13 protein-coding genes are annotated in these 18,057 nt (G+C 52.1%); 3 read left to right on the plus strand and 10 right to left on the minus strand.

Annotated elements, in window-relative coordinates:
- Positions 1 to 739: 739 nt before the first annotated feature.
- The 3 genes from C5F71_RS19615 to C5F71_RS19620 all read left to right on the plus strand — a co-directional run bounded on the left by C5F71_RS19615 (position 740) and on the right by C5F71_RS19620 (position 4,615).
- Positions 740 to 1,711, plus strand: a complete 972-nt coding sequence (locus tag C5F71_RS19615) for a hypothetical protein (protein ID WP_104911764.1) — start codon at positions 740 to 742, stop codon at positions 1,709 to 1,711.
- Positions 1,712 to 1,986: 275 nt separating this feature from the next.
- A complete protein-coding gene (locus C5F71_RS28960; RefSeq protein WP_158682873.1) occupies positions 1,987 to 2,214 on the plus strand; it encodes a hypothetical protein in 228 nt (75 codons plus the stop codon).
- Positions 2,189 to 4,615 (plus strand): DEAD/DEAH box helicase, encoded by a 2,427-nt coding sequence (locus C5F71_RS19620; protein ID WP_104911765.1) that lies wholly within the window; start codon positions 2,189 to 2,191, stop codon positions 4,613 to 4,615. The genes C5F71_RS28960 and C5F71_RS19620 overlap by 26 nt, the downstream gene beginning before the upstream one ends.
- A 337-nt stretch (positions 4,616 to 4,952) precedes the next feature.
- On the opposite strand, the gene C5F71_RS19625 is transcribed toward C5F71_RS19620, so the two are convergent.
- From C5F71_RS19625 to C5F71_RS19665, 10 genes are all read right to left on the minus strand, one after another.
- On the minus strand, positions 4,953 to 5,450 hold the full coding sequence (locus C5F71_RS19625; RefSeq protein ID WP_371923398.1) for an HNH endonuclease: 498 nt from the start codon (positions 5,448 to 5,450) through the stop codon (positions 4,953 to 4,955).
- A 125-nt stretch (positions 5,451 to 5,575) separates the two neighbouring features.
- The gene (locus C5F71_RS19630) at positions 5,576 to 7,048 is read right to left on the minus strand and encodes an AAA family ATPase (RefSeq protein WP_158682876.1); all 1,473 of its coding nucleotides are present in this window, start codon (positions 7,046 to 7,048) and stop codon (positions 5,576 to 5,578) included.
- 324 nt (positions 7,049 to 7,372) lie between these two features.
- Positions 7,373 to 8,470 (minus strand): ImmA/IrrE family metallo-endopeptidase, encoded by a 1,098-nt coding sequence (locus C5F71_RS19635; RefSeq protein ID WP_056847373.1) that lies wholly within the window; start codon positions 8,468 to 8,470, stop codon positions 7,373 to 7,375.
- On the minus strand, positions 8,460 to 9,080 hold the full coding sequence (locus C5F71_RS19640; RefSeq protein ID WP_104911766.1) for a hypothetical protein: 621 nt from the start codon (positions 9,078 to 9,080) through the stop codon (positions 8,460 to 8,462). Before C5F71_RS19640 ends, C5F71_RS19635 begins: the two co-directional genes overlap by 11 nt.
- 223 nt (positions 9,081 to 9,303) lie before the next feature.
- A complete protein-coding gene (locus C5F71_RS19645) occupies positions 9,304 to 11,274 on the minus strand; it encodes a hypothetical protein (RefSeq protein ID WP_104911767.1) in 1,971 nt (656 codons plus the stop codon).
- A gap of 92 nt (positions 11,275 to 11,366) precedes the next feature.
- The gene (locus C5F71_RS19650; RefSeq protein WP_104911768.1) at positions 11,367 to 11,738 is read right to left on the minus strand and encodes a hypothetical protein; all 372 of its coding nucleotides are present in this window, start codon (positions 11,736 to 11,738) and stop codon (positions 11,367 to 11,369) included.
- A 121-nt stretch (positions 11,739 to 11,859) separates the two neighbouring features.
- On the minus strand, positions 11,860 to 12,477 hold the full coding sequence (locus C5F71_RS19655; protein WP_104911769.1) for a hypothetical protein: 618 nt from the start codon (positions 12,475 to 12,477) through the stop codon (positions 11,860 to 11,862).
- Positions 12,478 to 12,552: 75 nt separating this feature from the next.
- The gene (locus C5F71_RS19660) at positions 12,553 to 14,943 is read right to left on the minus strand and encodes a site-specific integrase (RefSeq protein WP_256587933.1); all 2,391 of its coding nucleotides are present in this window, start codon (positions 14,941 to 14,943) and stop codon (positions 12,553 to 12,555) included.
- Complete coding sequence (locus C5F71_RS29390; protein ID WP_256587934.1) at positions 14,898 to 15,935, minus strand: hypothetical protein; 1,038 nt, start codon at positions 15,933 to 15,935, stop codon at positions 14,898 to 14,900. The genes C5F71_RS19660 and C5F71_RS29390 overlap by 46 nt, the downstream gene beginning before the upstream one ends.
- Positions 15,932 to 17,224, minus strand: coding sequence for a site-specific integrase (locus C5F71_RS19665; RefSeq protein ID WP_256587935.1), 1,293 nt, complete (start codon positions 17,222 to 17,224; stop codon positions 15,932 to 15,934). Before C5F71_RS19665 ends, C5F71_RS29390 begins: the two co-directional genes overlap by 4 nt.
- Positions 17,225 to 18,057 lie beyond the last annotated feature (833 nt).

The raw sequence follows: 18,057 nt of genomic DNA on the forward strand, positions 1-18,057 counted from the left end.
ACCCTTATTGGGCATTTGGGGCCTAAAGCGTGTATCCGTGTAGTGGTCTCCTTCCGCTATGACCCGGTTTTACGGGTGAATAGCTCCGTTCTCGATTGTGCACCATGGTGCACCCTGATATCCATGCCCCCACAGACAGGTGACCAATCACCTATTGTTTAATCCTGAGGCCTTCAAAGCAGCGCATGGCAACGTAGACAAGGTAGTCCGGTCGCTAGTCCAGCGGAGTTCGGGCGGAAGGTGTATTAGTCGGCAAGGTGGCCAGCGTGTTCACTTCCACCGACACCGGTGTCGGTCAGCAGATCCGTCGCTTCGACTCGACGACCTTCACATCGCACCATGATCATCATGCCGATCGGCTACGGCAATGGTGCGCTGTTGGACATCTCGAAAATGGATGGTAGAGCTCCTTACGGGGACAGTATGCAAATGGCCAGTAGCCTTGAGTCATCATTCCTCATTAAGTGAGCGCATCCTTGTACGGCTAGCCCATTCGTACAGCAGAAGCATGCTTTATCCCCCCATTAGCATTTACTTTCGCGTCATCCATAGGCTGGTCAAGGGCCATCGGGTGCTGACGCCCTGCACAACACAAAAAGTATCTATTTTTTGAGGAAATGGTGCATTCTGGGCAGCCATTTTGATGAATGGTTTTTGTGACCAAAATTTGATTAACTGCCGTTGAAGTGATGCTGCTAATCGCTAAAATTCTAGCGTAAATTTTGTCAAAGGATGAGCCATGGAAGATGAGAAGGTCAATGTGTTCAAGGTGAATGTTGGAGTCGGGTTTATGGGCATGACCTCTGTCAGCACATCAATGGATGAAAATTCAAAGAAAACATTGATAGAACGCCATGGCTCTATGGTTAGTAATCTTATCCCTTCCGTGATCGTCATTTGTGAAGATGATTTAGCCAAAACTATTCTCGGGATGGTCGCCCATGAGTCGAAAGGGTCGTACAAAGTCATCACAGCGGGTGCATGGGATAACATGCCAACGCTCATGTATGGTATCTATGTATATCGCGAGCAGCTAAAGGCGTCTGGGGATAATAGATTCCTTGAGGTTGTGTGCGTGACTGATGGCGATATTCATAACGACAAGCTTAACAAAGTGCTCGAAAAGGTACATAGCGGCATCAACGTACCCGAAGATATGAAACAAGCTTTGGCTTTTGCTAAGTGCAGTCTACATGATTTTCATTTGCAAAATTTTAAGCCTATTGGCGGCCTTCCTGAATATCATCATCAGTTATGGCTCAATGATGTCTCTGAAGAAGTTGTTAATGAATATCACCGAGAAAGAGTTCAAATTCTTGAATCTGCTCTTGAACGGGCAGAAGAGAGGGTTAGGCCTAGTATCGAGACAGAGTTGATGTGCCTTTATAAAGACATGGAAGAGGTTAACCGAATAGCAAATGCCTCAAGGTCAATACCCTGCCATACTATGAAAGATGGCAAAGGTAGAGTTGATTGTCATGAGTTCTATAATGTGCTGAGGGAAAAACTTTCTGATGGGGATACCTTGATGAAGTACTCGTTACATCACTTGGAGTTTTCAGTCCTGTCCATCATCAGGCAATACAATCATGAATCCTGGCAGGCCTATATTTCCCCTGTCAAGGATGCGATGGAGAAGGCGTTCGCTCATCACGTGAAGATGTTCACACCTGATCGGTTCAATCTCACTGAAATTGGCAGAGGAGAGTGAATACTCTAACGGGCTATTCACGTTGCCCTGTTTTTCTCGTTGCAGAGGTATCTGGGAGAGATCAACGTCCCAATACCTGCCTTTCTCGCGTTCGACTAGATCAGTCGACCTTAGTACCCGCGGCGTGGGGTAGATGATTCGACCATTGTGAGTACGAAGGTGGCACATTGAGTTCCCGTTCGAGGGGAGGACGGCCTATAGGGCTTTCGGGTGTTGCTAATGGAGCACGCTATCCTTGGCGACGACCCTGTGGGCGTCGCGACCATCTGCAAGAGATGGAACAAGCTGTCAGGGAATGCTCTGATCTATCACAATTAATCGTTGATGATGATATCCAATCGGACGAACATGGGCAGCTCAAGCTCAAGCTCAAGCTCAACGGCGATTGGGAGGTAAACAAGGATGGTGGACTTCAACAAACTCAGATCGCAGTCTCAGCGACCGGCACCGATAGATCCCCTGGAAATCTTCAGGCGCATGCCAAAGCCTCAAGGCATCAATGATCTTTACACCAGTCAAGCTGAGGTGCTGGAGGCCTGGTTCAAGCGTAAGGACGAGCGTGACACGGTGGTCAAGCTCCATACCGGGGGAGGAAAGACTCTAGTAGGTCTGCTGATTGCTCAGTCGACCTTGAATGATCTGAAAGAGCCTGTGCTGTATCTGGCTCCGACCACGCAGTTGGTCAAGCAAACCCTGGAGAAAGCAAAATCGCTTGGGATTCTCGCTGTCCCATATACCCGAGGGCAGCCGCTGCACGATGACTTTATAAACGGCAAAGCGGTGATGGTCGCGTCGTACAAAGCCTTATTCAACGGCCATAGCAAGTTTGGGGTTCGTGGGGGGCGGATGCCCATTAAAGTGGGTGCAGTAATCCTCGATGACGCCCATGTGGCATTCTCTGTTGTGCGCGAGTCGTTCACTCTTGAGGTCTCATCTGAGGATGACAAGGAAACGTATAACGCGCTGTGCACCTTATTCCGTAACGCCTTTCGAGAAATTGATCGACTGGGAACCTTTGACGATACCGTTTCGGGGCTGAACAACGGCGTCGTGGAAGTACCTTATTGGGCCTGGAATGAGCAGTTGGACACCGTAAGGGGAATGTTGCGTGGCAACGGCGAGGACGTTCCGTTTGCTTGGCCATTACTGCGGGACAATCTGCACCTGTGCCATGCGCTGATCAGTAGCAAAGCATTCACCGTTACGACTGTCCTGCCCCAGGTGAACAATTTCCCCACATTCGCTGATGCTCCCCGGCGAATCTATATGTCGGCGACCATCGCTGACGATAGCGAAATTGTCCGTACGTTCGACGCCGATCCTCAGCATGTGAACAACGCGTTGGCCTCCAGATCTCTCGCAGGGATCAGTGAGCGGATGATCCTGATCCCAAGCCTGATGCAGTTCGATTTCGATGCGCAAAGCGTCGCTAAATCCATTCTCAAGCAAGTCGCTGCGATGAACCTTGGGGCTGTGGTGTTGGTGCATGCCAATTATGCTGCAAAGGCATGGGATGGCACTGCTCAATTCGCCGAAGGCTCAGACCAAGTTGAGAATGCAATTGAGGCACTGCAATCTCGCAGAACGAGTGGGCCAGTCGTATTTGCCAACCGTTACGATGGGATCGATTTACCTGGCGATTCATGCAGAATCCTGGTGATGGAAGGGCTTCCCTCCGGGACATCTGATTATGAGCTCCTGCGTGCTGCCACCCTATACGGTGGGGCTACCATCAGCCGCATGCTAGCGCAGCGCATAGAGCAGGGTATTGGACGTGGAGCGCGTGGAGCGGGTGACCATTGCGTAGTGCTGCTTCTTGGTTCTGATTTGGCAGGTTGGATTGCCAAGGACGCGAACTTCAAGTTGCTTACGAGTGCGACCCGAGCACAGCTCGAAATGGGGTCGACGGTCAGCAAGGAAGTCAGTGACGTTAACGATTTGGGAAATACAATCGGGCTCAGCATCAACCGGAACACTGAATGGGTTGAATACCATGCCGCTACGCTCGCGGAAAACGTGGGGCCGGAAGCGCCAGATCCGAGGCGGTTCGATACGGCGTCGACGGAGCGCAAAGCTTTCAACCTCTGGGCGGATGGCTGTTATGACAAGGCCATCGCTCGCTTGGATCAGGTAGCTGGTGCCCAGGACGCGGTTGATGACCAAACACGCGGTTGGCTATACCAATTGGCAGGCCGGATAGCGAACAATTGGGGGCAAGCCGAGCGCAGTGACGAGCTCCAACGATCGGCATTTTCGGCGAACCGTAACCTATTACGTCCGCGCACCTCATCACCCTACCGACCCCTCCCTACTCCCGGTGCGCAGGGCGCAGCTATTGCATCTCAGCTGCGTGGATATCGGATGAGACGTGGTTTGCTTCAACGCTTCGAGCAGGTGGTATCCAGGTTGAACAGCAACGCTTCTGCCAACCAGTTTGAGCAGGCGCTTGCAGATCTCGGTGTCTTGATAGGCCTTTCTACCGAACGCCATGACGTCGGTGGGGAGGGGCCTGATGTACTATGGCTTCTACCCAACAAGGCTGCTCTGATCCTGGAAGCAAAAAGTCGCAAGCAGGACAGGAACCCTTTAACCAAGGAGGAGCATGGCCAGCTTCTTGTCGCAGAGCAGTGGTTTGTTCAAAACTACCCTGGATACTCAAGTCTACGTGTGGTTGTGCACCCCACGAACAAGGCAACCGCAGCAGCGTCAGCACACGAGAGCTATGCCCTCACGCTTGATCGGCTGAATCAAATGGTTGCAGATTCTAGGGTATTGCTGAGAGCGCTCTGCGAGTCTCAATTGACCGACATTGAGCTTGAAGGGCATTGCCAGCATTTAATCGAGCACTCGCAGATACGCGCGGACAGATTGGCCAACTACTTAGTGCCTTTCGTGGAAGGGTAGTGGATATCCACTCAGAGTACGTCTGAAATCGGCGAACGGCAGGCGCATGGTGCGTCAGCCGGTCGCCAAAATCGATGGTTCAATAGGCTAGTGGCCCTGACCAGCACCTGGGGTATTGATCAAGACGTCGATCCGCTTGCGAGTCTCCGAGGTGGAATCAGTGCGGCCCCCCAGCTCCGCAGCTGGTCATGTCCAGCGGGGCAGAGCTTGGTAAACGGGGAATCGAATGTCGCATCGGCGTAAATATGCAGCGACCAAAAGGCGCATAGGCACCTTTTGCATTTGAGAACTGGGGAGGACACTCATTAGTGTCACTCAATCCTCACCAAGATGGCTTCTAGTCATTCATCTTCAACAGCCGCGTCTCAATGGCAGCTCTTGCGTTTTCCAGCAACGCACGATGGTGGCCATACAAGTCTGCCGCGTCCTCGTCATGGAGATAGTCTTTAGCTCGCTGATTGGAACGCTCCGCGCTGGAGAGCTCAAATACATCGATGGTCTTTTTGCCTTTAGTCGAGCCGTTACGCTCTTGGATTAAAACTTTAACATCCTCCGATGTATAGGTGATGTGGTCGTCGAGGTCATCAAAGTAAGGATGTACGAATGAGAATTCTGACCGTCGATAGGTGCTTCCTTTGACCAATATTGGGTCGAAAGTTTTCTTAAGGTCGGTGTTGCACGTATAGCATGATAAAACTAAATTGGTAGGCCAAAACATCCACTCTCTATACGATTCCTTCGGGGCTATATGATCTCGGTGAGGGCGCTTTTCGAACAGTCGGCAGCCACAGTAAGCGCAGCGCCTCTTCTGTTCGATAAGCATGAGTCTCGTCATTTCTTGTTTGAAATTCTTAGTTGCCTGTTTTCCATGGCTCCAGGGATCTTTGGCCTTGGTTGTAATTGCATAATGCTTTAATTCTTTGACTAGCTTCCATCCATACGAGGGGACTATGAACCTTTTCAATTCAGACGCTCCATGTAAGTTTGGACTTCCTTAACTACTAGCGCCAGCGGCTCAATGCCTTTGTAGTTAATGCGAGATATCTTGGTCATGAAGCCGTTGAGAAAATCTCTGTCTTTTCCCCCGTCTTGGATGTGCTTAAGCACGGCGCTCAGTTCTCTCGTCAGGTGGTAGTTTGACGCAGACGGTATTTGCAATACGTTATACAAGACGGATTCGGAACCCCAACCCTCGAATACGCCATCTTGAACCTCAGCGACTATTTGATCCGACTTGCGCCCCAGCGTGACAATACTGGCAAGTCCATGCGCTACGCTTGACAGCATATGAGGCGAATGGGTCGCGATGATGACGTGGCTCCCAGTGGCCCCTGCTAAAGACTTTTGTAATAATTCCACGTAACGCTGTTGCCAAATTACATTGAGGCTAACCTCAGGCTCATCAATCACCACTAGGCAGCCAGGGGTCGCGTAGGCAATGACTTTCGCGCCGACTGACAGTAAATTTTGCTGCCCTGAACTCAACTCCTCAAAGCCCAACCACGATCTTCCCTCAAACAAAAGGCTTGGCCACACAGAAATACCAGCGCGACTCGCAGCTAAAAAACCAATCACAAGTCTACTCAGATTAGATTTGTCCTGCTCTTGAAGTGTGGCCAGTCTCAATGTGGCTCTCTCGACTTTAGAGTAGAGTTGAGTTTGAAGATTATTTTCCAGTAGAGTGAACAGCTCCTCAATATGGCCTGTCATAGCTAGCAGCTCCTCACCGCTGATCATGTCAGCCCTTCTAGAGCCCATGCGCCGCTCTAGCCGCTCTTGTATATATTCGAACTTGTTAGCGATTTTGAGGAATTTTCGTATTTCCTGAAGCTTACGTCTGTTGAACCCAAATGCGATTTCCCTGCCATTGCCGAAGACCATATCAATCCATGACCCAAATGCTTCCAGGCGCGTGCTATCGGCAAGCATTCGTATCACCGACTCAGCCACCGCTCTATCGGTCGATCCCGTCGTGGTCAGATTGGTCGCTTGTCTGACTCCTAGGTAATAATAGAATTGATCTTCGTCGATGCTATCTTGACGATAAGGAAACTTATCGATCACTAGGTTAGAAATGGCTAGGATTCTTGATGGAAGATGTGGTGTAGAAAGTTTTTTCTCTTCGGAGTGTTGGGCCCTTGTCTGATCTGAGATACCATGTGCCCTCGCCACTATTTCAATGCATGGCAGGTTGTGTGAGCCTGATAGTTGGCGATGATATTTTTCTTCAATTGAGTTTTGTGAATGTTGCTCATTAAAAGCATCTACTAGGCTGGCTAGCATGCGGCTTTTGCCAGTGCCATTTGCTCCAACGATAAAGGAGATGTGTGTTTTCTTTAAGTTGGCGTTCTCGCCGATAAATTTAACATGTCCGTCAGAGCCGTCTCCGAAGTCAAAGCGAGCACTTTCTAGCAAGTATGATGGTGTTTTCACTTGCAGACATCCTTGTATGTAAATAGTGGGAATACTACCCGTGTTTTACGGCCTAGCGATGCTGTTGGGCCAGCCTGTCAAGTTGGCTTTAGGGCGTCGCATTCAAAACATGATGTGTGGGTTGCGGGCTTAAAAGTAACCGATGTTGCATTCGATATTATCTTCTTATGACGTCAGGCTAAATCTGTTGCTTGCTGATTAGGTCGATTAGTTGCACCTGCATTTTTCAGGATTTTGGTTTTATGGTTCTGCCGTCGTCAGAGGGAGGATATGTGCCTGCAGCCGTTCGAAATTGAGCTCCATATCCGCCTCGTAGTAGATCCTTTAGACCAGCCTCAAAGGTGGCTCAGGTGGTGTGAGCATGAAGCGGCTTTCAACCATCTCGCGGGTAAGCCCACAAGCCTTGAGAGCTTTTCTCCAACTCGCATGATCCAGCAAATCCAGGGCGCGCTGCACCAGTCGAGGTGACTCCATCTCGATCTGATCATCGAGATCTTCCCGCCGTGTGAAGCCCTTACGATTCAGGTAAGTGAAGCCTGACTTGGCCTGCTCTTGGCTGATGAGATCCAGAGCCTGAGCCCGATAGATCAGAGCCTTGAAACTAACCTTCCACCTCAGCTTTAGCTCACCCAATGCTTGCCAGTTGAGATACCGGCCTCGCATTGCAGGGAATTCTCCTGCAAAGCTTGCCCTGGGCATCAAAAGGGCACTTGCGAATTGGTTGGCCTGATCTTCCGTGTGCCGGCAGCCCGTTTCCACACCTTGGTGCATCACCAGGTGACCGAGCTCATGGGCGATGTCGAAACGTTGTCTGCATGGGTTCTGCTTTGCGGTGTTGCGAACAATCAGTGGGCGCTTGTTGTGTAAGGAAAACGCGTCGATGCGATCATCCGCTTCAGCGATATTGACGACCAGCACTCCAATTTTCTCGACCAGTCTGGTGACGTTCGAGAGAGGCCCAAGCCCCAACGATTGCTCTCTACGAAAACGCTCAGCAATCTGTTCGATAGTATTGACACTTGTCACTGGTTCATCATGTGTCCGAAAGCTGATATCCGGGAACGCGACTTCTTTGTCGAGCTCATCAATCAGCAGTTCGAAAAGCTCAACCTGAGCTGCAATCGATTTCTTCACCGTCACAGTTGAGGCGCGCACGCTTCGGAAATGGCATTGCTCAAGTTCAACGGAGCTGCGTCTGGGCGCAAAGAAAAACTCCTGAGTGACGCCCAGAGCCGTGCTCAGCATTTCCAGCTGTACGGCGGAGGGAAATCCATTTACCTCCAGTTTGTGAGCATACTGCCGGGTAACTCCAAGCAGGTCACCGATGTCTGCAAGCGACCAGCCGGACGCGCAGCGCGCAAGGCGCAGCTTGTCCGGAGAGAATTCGTCGCCTAATGCCAGTTGCTGTGTTCTATCGTCCATCTACGCTGCCAGGTTCGTCGGTTTTTTTCGTGTCGGCGTCTTTGTTTCTGCGAACCACCAAAGGTTCCTCGATCTCGACTTGAGCAGGGAGATCGCTGGTTCTGACCGGCACGCTGGCCTTGTATTCATGTGCCCAGTGGCAAAGGATATTTTGGTTGATATCGAAGCCCACGATCGTGGCTTTGAACTCAGGGAATTCGAGGTCGTTGTTCCCATCGACAAACAGTCTCCAGGTGGAAACCTCGGGGCTGGCCTCGAAGAGACTCAGTTGGTACAGCTCGACCAGATTGGCCTTGAGCCGATGCAGTTTCTTAGGAGCATCAGGATCGTCGGTGACGATCTGTAGCAAAACTCCGTTGATGCTGATCGTGAAGTCCATGGTGCCGTTTCGCAGCTCAAGCCATGGCAGGGTCACATCGGCACCCAACGCCTTACAGAGCCCTTGAAGACGCCCGTAGAGCAGGGTCGCGCGGGTGTATGCGGTATCGTTTGGTGTAGATGCATCAGCCAGCGCCTGATACGCAACTGAGATCACTTCCTGGCAGACCAGATCCAGGTATTCGGGGAGCAACTCGGGTGCGAAATGACTTGGGTGCTGGATTTCGTGCATCGATACGACCTCGAAAACTGTGCAAATAAGGGATACTGTCAACCGGTATTTTTGTGCAGAAATCTTGGTTTGTCAACTGGAGGATCTGCAGGCTCTTCGCACCCAAAAGCGTCTCAGTCAGCGGATACCGAGCCAAAGCGTTTATTGATCGGTCGTGTCTATGCGAGCTCTGTAAGCAACCGACACAACGCATGGTTGGAGTTATGCTCAGCAGTTCCTGACATCACTCAACCAGCGGCACAATCCGCTGCAAAGTCCCAGGGTTCGCAAGCCTCGGAGAGCCCTCAATCTCATACACGCAGTGCTCAATCACGCGAGCTCCTTGCGCCTGCACGTTCCTGACGAACGCAGCCCCCGGCCTTTCCCCATCAGCGCCGCCTTGAGCGGAGGTGAACACCAGTACCGGAGGGAGCTCGACCCCCAGTGCTTCGTTCGGGCTCAGTGCGAATCCTGCATCCCATGAGTACCCTGCGAACTCGTCTGCTTTGATCATCCGATACATCTGTGACTGAGACACGAAAAGCTCATTCGACCTGACGTTCACAATGCGAATCAGGGCGTCATCCTTACGTCGAAGACCACGAGGAGAAAGCCGAATCAGATCGCCCTTTTTAGGCACTTTCGTATCTGCTGGAACTGAGCTGTACCGCCGGTTCAGCAGGTGGGCAATCTCAGGGCAGTCACAGATCACCGCGATGCGCTGAACGTCCTCTGCATCGATCCGTGCCTCGATCTCGGAGAGTTTCCGAAGGCATTGCTGGATTGGCAAAGCACCTTGCTGGCGAATGCGGACATCCACGGTGGGGAAGTAGCGAGACATCTGATCAACAGCTGCATTGGCCGGCAGGGTGGCATCGACCAGCGCAACCAAATTCACCACATTCTCCAGCTCTGCCAGCAGCTGAAAAATCTCGAACAAGGGCAACTGATTAAACTGATGTACGACGATTGCCTGCGCATGAGCGCCATCTGTAATTTCGTAGAACGGGACAGGGGCATGACCTAACTCATTTTCATAGGCCTCGCTCCTGGCCTTCGCGATCGTCACCGAGGTCGGAACGGTATTCGTCAAAAGCTCCGAGACTGCACAGTACTGCTGGGTGAATTCGACGGCTGCTTTGACATCGTCATATCGAACGAGCAGTACGCGTGAATTCAGTGCCAGGGTCACTTCGTCGAGCATGTCGAAAGCGAACATGTCCGGGGTGAACGCGCTCAAGCGGCTGAAGGCGTGTTCAATCTCACGCTCGCTATAGGTTGGGTGAAAGGGCGTGCAGATCCTGGTCAGATGATGGCGTACTGCGCTCTGCAGGATATGGTTCGACTTGAGCTGAACGTGGCCCTCCGTCGCCACAACCCAGCCGTGGCCCTCACACTCGCGAATCGCCTCAAGCACATCATCCGAGCCCGCGATGACGCTGCCGATAACATCACCACCGCCAGCTACCTCCACCGCATTTACCCCAACCACGTCAGCCCCACACCCATAAACAGAAGCGACCTCAACAAGGGTGTTCCCCGCCGTTGACTGGGCTTCCAGATGCCTTAGCAGTGCCCAGGCCTTCCTCAATCCAGGCGTCTGATCGAAGCCTGGATGATCCAGAACTGAGTCGTCATTGGTCTCAAGAAACGGCAGTGCCAGTGGGGGATGAATAAGGAGGAAGCAGGCGTTTAGTGGCAGACAAATCACCATCTGCTCCGCACTGGCTTGATCGAATTCTTGAATCATGATTCCAGACACCGACTCCTGGAAGGCCTTGTACTCCTGCCATGCGAACTGCAACTGGGCCGTCTGAGCATCGCCCAGGTGCTTCCCAAGAATGAACCGACTCTCATGGTCAAGCAGCTGCCGCACACTGCGCTGTTCCAGCAAAGCAGCTTGTTCCAAAACGCTCGCGAGTCCGGACGGCGGTGAGTATTGGGGGAGCGCTTTCTGTGTACCAACGAAGCCCGCCAGTGCCCTGCATTCATCGTATTCCACGCAAAGAGCGGGGTACAGGTAGGTAATGACCAGCCCTCTACCGCGCTTAGCGATGGACGCGCGATAGGTCATGCCGGGGAATATGGGTTTCGACACTAGCTCCGGATCGAGCTGCGCCTTGAAGGATGTCCCGGTGGCCAGCGATAGGAGATGGAATTGCCGCTCGCCACCCAGCGTGAGCGTGAATTTCCGGACGAAGTAGTACTTTGCCATTGGCCTGATGCACCGTTGGGTAGAAAGACAGGGGAATGAAGCTGGACGGAATCTGCTGTAGAGCCGCGAAGCGGGGCCTGCCAAGGGCCCAGTCAGAACGTGAGGATCTTCCCTGACCGAATGATCTCTTCCCGGAAAGCCGCACGCTTCAAGCCGCGCTCGGCATCTCGCAGCTGGGTTCTGAGCAGCTGGATCTCGGTTCGTAAGCTGGCCAGTGATTTGTCGTACTGCGAATGGGCCTTGGTGGAGGGTTGAGATCGCACATGCTCCAGCAGCAGCTCAGCAATCTGGGACAGCTCTGGCCCGCCACGCCCCTCGTAGAAGACCTGCCTGGTAAGACCCACCGTCCCGGCCAGCCATGCAAGGTTTATCTTGCCGGCCCGCATCGGCACGCTCTTACCTGACTCGATGATCTCCAGAGCTACCTGGCGCAGCCTCTTCGCCGACTCCAGTTCCGGTTTCATGGCGCGTAGCACCTCATGCGGCGAACCGCCTCCAGAAGCATCTCCAGAAGCACTCCCGGCTGACCTAGCCCCAGCTCCCAACCCAACTTCAGCCTCAGCATTGGAGATACGATCATTCAGTTCACGCACGGGCATTCTTCCATTCGACATAGGGGGCAATGAGTGTTGAGTCGGCTATCGGTTTCGGGATGCCGCTGACATCTGAGAGGTCGGTCAGGGTGTCGTTTATGATCCGAATGGCCCGCTTGTGATCGAGGATCCTGTCCACCAACTGGCAGGTCACTTCATACTCGCGCTGGTACTCAGCCACTCCGCTGGCCTTGGTAGCAACGTCCTGAGACCGGGCAGCCTGCACGGGGCGTTTCGACAAATCGTCCACGATGTTGCGAAGCTTGGCGTTCTCCTCCTCCAACTGGGTGTTTCGGATCATGACCGGATGCAGTGGATCTATGTCCGTGTTGTATGGGGTGGGTGGGGTACCTCCATCGCCAAGGAGCCCTGGGTAAGCGTCGAGGCACTTCCTGTATGACTTTCCGCGCTTCAAGAGCAGGCTGCGGTCGATGCCGCATATACGAGCGACTTCATCTGCCAACTGACTGATGTTTTTGAAGGGCTCAGCCTGTTGTTGAAGGATCTGCAAAGCGGCATGGATTCGAGCGATCGTTGCCTTGAGTTGTGCTGCACCTCTTCGCTCTTTAGGCGTTGGGGTAGACAGAGCATTGGTGGGTTTTCTTTTCATGTTCAGTTGTGCGCAGTCCCACGAGCTCGTCTGGCCAATTAACCTAACTTGGACAGACGAGTTCGCCAGGTCATCTCAGTTTGCCCCTGCCATCGGGGCTTGATGATTGAGGAGGAGGGCAGAGGGCTTGCTCAGCGCATACGCGGAGATTTCCTCGAATGAAAGGCCTGTACCGCCCATGATCGACAAGATCTGCCCAATGTAGATTTCCCTTTCCTCGAATGGTTGGTTGGCAACCTGGAGGAATTCCGGGTTACGTGCCAATTCATCAAGAATCAGGGGGTAATGTTCTGAAGCGAAGGCTGGGAACTGGGAGGCGTCTATCAGCATCGAAATAACGCGCTGTTTGGGATCTGCCATATCAACACTGTGACGAACAGCGTTAGCAAGGTCACGATGACGAGCGATGTACCCGTTCGAAAATTTTTCTTCTCGCCAATTTTTCTCCAAGATCTGGATGACTTGGCGATAACCAGCCAGCTCCAGGGTGCAAAGCGAAAGTTCGTTGTAAATTATCTCTGTGCTGGACGATTTTGGTTGGTGTTTAAGGGTTTGTTGAAGTTTTGGTCTGAGTTGCTCCACACGACAGGCAAGATCGCGGACTCTTGCATTCAGGGCAGGTAGATGATCGATCCCGAATACTGCGTAAGGGCAAATACCACAGGTGCGAGCCTTTCGCGTGAAAGTCATCAGCTTTTTCGGGCAGTCACCATCAAGAGCACAAATGCAACAGTCTAAGAACTTTACGCGCTGAGTTTTAGTGCTGGCAATCAAGTCCAGGCCTGTCTCGTCGGCGTTCAAGATATCAGGGATTACGGAGATGAGATGCTGGTCGCGCACGGTCTCTTTGCGGTTCTGTTCCCAGCCTTTAACCAGCGCCGAATTAGGCGATGATGGGCTGGGAGGACTTCCGGTCAGAGCTGCAAACGCATGCTCGGAGACCGCTCTGTTGGCGGAATCAATCAAGGCCAGAGCTTCTTGATGAGTCGGCACTACATAATGCGCGCTTGTATACTTCTGAGCATGACCGACTTGCCCTCCGATAATGGCGTAATCAAGGCTCGCATAGATACGGCGATGGGTAATCCATGTGGCCCGCAGAGCATGTGGAGTATGTACTGCCGACCAATCTCCAGCGGCAGTGCGTTCTACGAACTCATGACGACGCTCTGGAGGTACGAATTCGTTGTATATCTCCTGAAATCCGCGAAGAACCAACGTCCATTTTAGGGTGTAAGAAGTGTCAGAAAACGGAGCGCCGTTATTGAGCCAAGGGCTACGGAAAAGAGGGTGGATCTTGCTGTATTTTTTAGTGCTCTTAGGGTCATTTTGATAATGCACGCCTGTGTATTTTTTTCCGTACTCCCTGGTTTGGAAATGGCGTTCCTGGAGCAGCACATCCATGACTTTATAAGGGAGTGTGATGGGGCGGCTTTTTCCGCTTTTGTCCGTATTGAGATAGAGGATGCAGCTGCTCAGGCTTCCCCTCATAGAGTGGTCGTAATATTTATCAAAGCTGCGGATATCCAACCATTGGCAATTTTGCAGGCGCAGCCCTGAGAAGAGAGCCGTTGTGAGCATCCTCACCTGTGACAGCCATGGAACGTAAATTTCGCTGCTAGGTGATTTGTATTTTTCACTTTTCCACGAGTAAGCATTGATGATTTTTTTGAGCGGTACCTCCAATTCCTGCGAGGTGTCATTCGGGTTCCACAACTTGATGGAATAAGAGATTCCGTATTTTTCGAGGTCGATCCAGCTGCTGTTTTTTAGATCCAAAGTGTCTTGGAAGCTATAGATACCTCTGAGGCATTTGTTTTGAAGCTCGACCCCGATAGCGTCGAGTGCGAGCATATAGGCTTCCACCATCAACATTGAGTCGATGGGGAGGGGGATTTTGTCACTTTTACCTGCCGAGCCACTTCCTGTGGAGTCCAAATCTGGATGGATCGGATTTTTATAGAGGCCACTGACTAGAGGTTCACCATTAGGCATTACTACGTTGCCGTTCGCTATCGCGACTTCGAAATATCGCCATATCGAAAAAATGAACCTGGCTTTGGTTTTGATGCTGCGCTTCAGGTCGTAAAACTGCATCAGTGTGAGCGGCAAATCGATTTTTGAATTGTCCTTTGGGTTGCTTAGGTTGCTATTTTTGGACGTACGATGCCAAAAAATGGAGCGGTGAAAATTCTCAATGTTGGTCGGGATCTCGATGCCGCTGTTGGGGTGTTTGCTAAGCCAAGTAGGCAGATACCTACCTAGGTAATCCATCAGAATATGTATGTATCCAACTTCTTGCTTTCTGCTGTTAATGCTTATGAGTTCTTCAATGTGTTCAAGGTGCAGCTCGCCAGCCTTAATCCAACAGGACAAGTTCTTTTCAATGTCTAGGTGGTCCTGGGTATTGTAGTAGCCGTTCACCCAGTCATAGTTATAAATAGTTGGTCGGCGACGACCAGGCAAAAGAGCATACTCCTCGGGGGGAGTAAGTCTTGTGCCTCCTTTTTGGTTTCCTCAGCTCGCGTATTTTTTTCTTCGGTTCGTTGTTTGTCCTTGTGTTTTCGGCCATCTATTCCTGAGGCGTAGCGGGCTCTTCTGGATTGGAGATTCTCATTTTTTGAGTAATTATTACCCATCGAGCCCCAGTGTTTGACGAACTGCGCATAAGATTTCCTGTTCTCGGTGCTCGAAATTTCGAACGTTGTGGCACTTAGGTGAGCATGATAGCCTTCAAGAAGCCGGGCTTGATCCGGGCTTACAATTTTTGGATGCTCTCTGGCAAATAGATGAAGCCATGTTAGGTAGGAAAAATCAGTGCATTTGCTACCCTTCTTAGACTTGCTTTTTATTTCACGTTGCTTGTCGACTACTACAGGCGCTGCTTCCCACAACTCTTCAAATACAATGTCTTCGGGCCGCTGCCAGTTGACTCGGTATTGAAAATTTCGAGTGCAGCGATGCAGATTCGATGTCTTGACTCCCGCGATCTTGTGGATAAAGCCCTGCGATCTATCAATCAGCTCCGGATACTTAGCCCATACGCCACTGATGTTGAAGTCATGAGGGAGTGTGGCATTCCCCTTAGTCCACAAGAGAACAAACATTGTCCGAATGGGGATGCGAATGCCGCTAACATCTTTAGGATGCGGGGCAGCCTCGCCAGTGAGTGCCGTATACAAAGGTAGGGCAAGATCGAGCTGTTTGTCGGGAACCAGGCAGAGATTGTAGAGTGTCGTGAGCTCCGGGTAGGTCAATGCACGACCCTTGCGAATCCTCAGGAAGATGGATAACGCCAGCCGGTGCCTGGCTTGCCTATCCGTCAGGAACTCAGGATTGGCTTTCCCGGGCACGCTCTCGGCATCCATGGCTTTCTGAGCCAGTTCTTGCAAGATGGCCGCAGCATTTTGTAGGACATCATTGCCGTGCAGGGTGAGGCTGTCGGTGGTGTTGATCACGCTTCTGGGCCCCGCTCAAGCAGTTCTTCGCTCAAACGCCCGTAGGCCAGGCCACGGTAGTGGTCAATGCTTTCGCCCTTGCCTTGGTGGTACACGAGCTCGTTGGCAGCATCGACGTCCACAAGGGTGTTGATGCCCAGATCTGCGGCATAGATCTCGGTACTCCGGAGATCTGCGTGCCCCATCAGCAACTGAATTTCAGGTAGGTCGAGGCCCGGCTTGGGTCGGCCCGGCACCATTACGTAGTTGCGCGCCCAAACCCCGAAGAGGTGTCGGAAGTCGTGGGACGAGTAGTTTCCCTGGGGAGCGACGAACTTCAGTTTTTTCTGAGTGGCTTGAATGCGGCGGTTGATCGCCTTGTTGACGCTGTTTGAATTGAGTTCGCAGAGAGGTACACCGTAGGTGTCTTCATCAAGCGACAGCAGCAGCCAGCGGCTTTCGGAGCAGGGGCGCACAGCCATGTAGTCAGCCAGCTTCTGCCAGAAAATGGATTTGAACGGCTCGAACATCGTCACGACAGCAGTCTTGCGACCCTTGAACCCAAAGCGCTCCTTGTTCGTCGTGTCACGCAGGCCATCGGGATCTTCTATGCGAATGATCCTCTTGTGGGCGTCAACGTCCTCCAGGCGAACCCCAACCGCTTCCGAGAGCCTCAGGCTGCCAAGTCCCAAGCTCCAGATCAAACCGTCCAATGGCGTTGGGGCGCTCTCAAGCATGGGTAGGATATGTGGGAGGCCAATGTGTTTGGCCGTCCGGTCTTTCTTGATCTTGGGGGCGCGCAGGCCGCCTCGGGCTATCTTTGCGCCAGCACCAAGGGTGGGTTTGACCTGCAGCGTGTTGGCGTGTATTCGAGCTAATTCCTGAGGGCTGCGCACCCTGGGATTGAGTTCCGGCAACGCATTGATTTGAGTCTGGGGAGGCAGACCAGTCAGTACGGAGGTCAGTTCTGCCTGCTCAAACGTGATTGCGCTGCAGACGTTCAGCATGCAATTGGCGCCTGCGATGTATTGCCCGGCAGATTTGGGGGAGATCGTTTTGCGGCCCGTTCGGATGAATGCCTGGCGGACGATCGGGTCTTTGGCCTGCGCTCCGTCGATGAGATATGACGGGAAAAGGTGCATGGTTTTTGATGCAGTCGCAGGGTCGAGTCGGCCAGAGAGGGCGCCGGTCTCATAGAGGAATTCGGTGAATACCCGCCCACCTCTCTCCATTGCGATAGCCGAGTTTCGCGAGTAAGTGATGCCGATATCGCCCCAGAGGTACTCGGTGAACTCATTGTAGAAATCCAATGGTGCACCTGTGGCTGTCTCGTAGAGCCTGGGTGGCTCGCACTTGACTCGCGTAAGGCTGTTCATCGCCTCAATGCTATTACCAGCGGTTAGCTGTTTTTGGGAAGCGGTGGGAGGTTGATTCGAGCCATGGCCTACTAGGGCAATCTTCGATTTACGCATATATTGACAGTAACCTCATATCATGGTTTAATCTTGCGAGCGGAATGGTATTGACTGTAAAGTTAAATTTGAAATGACATAATGTTCTTATTGTTGAGTTTTTTATGCCTTTTTTTGCGTTTTTAACGCAGGATGTTGCTACTCAGCACGACTTTTAACCACCACTCGTATTCTCGCAAAGCCCCGTAATTCAGGTTTCTCCGTCTCCCAGCGCCCCGATCGCACGCCAGGCGTAGGCCGTTGAGCAGTCAGTGTGCTCCGGCCATCAATTCCATGATTTTTCGTCCACTTTCGCGCCGCACCAAGGATCAGCCGGATGCCGCCATCCCGACGAACAGCCATATCAGAGGCGATCTTCACGACGGTCGACTTCGGCGTTTTGCGGTAATTTATGCTGGCATGAAGCCATATCCAAAGCAGGACGCGCCCTCCCGGCAAGGGTCTTTGATCCCGACTCGCTACCGTTTCTGTGCGCTTATTTCAAGACAGGAACGACCATGCCGAGCGGTGGCACCGAAAATATTGCTAGGCTCGCGGAGCTCGTTTTCAAACGAGATCTTCAGTATCTTCCGCTGGAAGATAGAAGGGCCGGCGAACCTCAACTTCGCCTGTGTGAAGAAGGAAACATACACGCCCTTGAAGAAGACTGAGCACACGCATCCAACCGACAT

Source organism: Pseudomonas sp. LG1D9 (genome assembly GCF_002949995.1).
GTDB lineage: Bacteria > Pseudomonadota > Gammaproteobacteria > Pseudomonadales > Pseudomonadaceae > Aquipseudomonas > Aquipseudomonas proteolytica.

Bases quoted from the DNA above. Each gene is read 5' to 3' on its own strand.
- C5F71_RS19615 (WP_104911764.1), top strand. From the start codon at position 740: ATGGAAGATGAGAAGGTCAATGTGTTCAAGGTGAATGTTGGAGTCGGG.
- C5F71_RS28960 (WP_158682873.1), top strand. From the start codon at position 1,987: ATGGAACAAGCTGTCAGGGAATGCTCTGATCTATCACAATTAATCGTT.
- C5F71_RS19620 (WP_104911765.1), top strand. From the start codon at position 2,189: ATGCCAAAGCCTCAAGGCATCAATGATCTTTACACCAGTCAAGCTGAG.
- C5F71_RS19625 (WP_371923398.1), bottom strand. From the start codon at position 5,450: ATGACGAGACTCATGCTTATCGAACAGAAGAGGCGCTGCGCTTACTGT.
- C5F71_RS19635 (WP_056847373.1), bottom strand. From the start codon at position 8,470: ATGGACGATAGAACACAGCAACTGGCATTAGGCGACGAATTCTCTCCG.
- C5F71_RS19640 (WP_104911766.1), bottom strand. From the start codon at position 9,080: ATGCACGAAATCCAGCACCCAAGTCATTTCGCACCCGAGTTGCTCCCC.
- C5F71_RS19645 (WP_104911767.1), bottom strand. From the start codon at position 11,274: ATGGCAAAGTACTACTTCGTCCGGAAATTCACGCTCACGCTGGGTGGC.
- C5F71_RS19650 (WP_104911768.1), bottom strand. From the start codon at position 11,738: ATGAAACCGGAACTGGAGTCGGCGAAGAGGCTGCGCCAGGTAGCTCTG.
- C5F71_RS19655 (WP_104911769.1), bottom strand. From the start codon at position 12,477: ATGAAAAGAAAACCCACCAATGCTCTGTCTACCCCAACGCCTAAAGAG.